Here is a 658-nt window from a genome sequence, read left to right as displayed (position 1 = left end):
GGCGCGGACCAGCTGCCATTTTCATAGACGGGAAGTTTGCGGGTTGCGATGAGATTGAATTTATTCTCTGCACTGCCGGCCAGGGCATTGGTGCCACGGATTTTAACCGCAATCGTGGTCACGCCTTCATAGCGGCTGGCGCTGTCCAATTCAGCTTTCAGAGCACTCCACTGCACAGTGTCATTTATACCGACTTCGTCTGTCTCCTCGGTGACCCGCTTAGCACGGACCTCTGGCCGCATCCGACTGCTGAGATTAATTTTTTTGGTAAAGCCTATCTGGTCGTTGGTGGCGCCGCTAAAAGTATGGCTGATGGTTGTCCAGCTATTACTGCCTTCGGCCCGGTAATCAATTTCAATGGTTACAGAACGGGTTTCAAAACCGCCTCTGTTCTTGACCTTTCCCAGCCCCCGCGGCAAGAAAAAATCCAACCAGATTGCGTCCGTCAGCTCGTTAGCGGGACAGGCGAAAAAGGGGCCCAGATAACCACCGGCACTCGGGTTATTACTTGCAATGCTGATGGCTTCCTCCTGTGCGCTAATAAAGCCGGTCCAAGTCGCATCGGGGTCGCCATTGCCGTCCACCTTTTCCATAGTGGCAGCATTCACCTGATCTTTGGAAACCACCCGGTATTCACCGTCATTACTGGCACTGTTGC

General features: G+C 53.2%; 1 protein-coding gene. It reads right to left on the bottom strand.

What is annotated here, in order from left to right:
* Positions 1 to 658 (bottom strand): host specificity factor TipJ family phage tail protein (locus LC073_RS21540; protein ID WP_226649695.1); only part of this gene is annotated, 658 nt, incomplete at both ends.

The sequence above is a fragment of the Microbulbifer variabilis genome, from assembly GCF_020524905.1.
Classification (GTDB): domain Bacteria; phylum Pseudomonadota; class Gammaproteobacteria; order Pseudomonadales; family Cellvibrionaceae; genus Microbulbifer; species Microbulbifer variabilis_A.
Note: the sequence above shows the minus strand (reverse complement) of the source record. Positions and strands in the feature narration are given on the sequence as shown.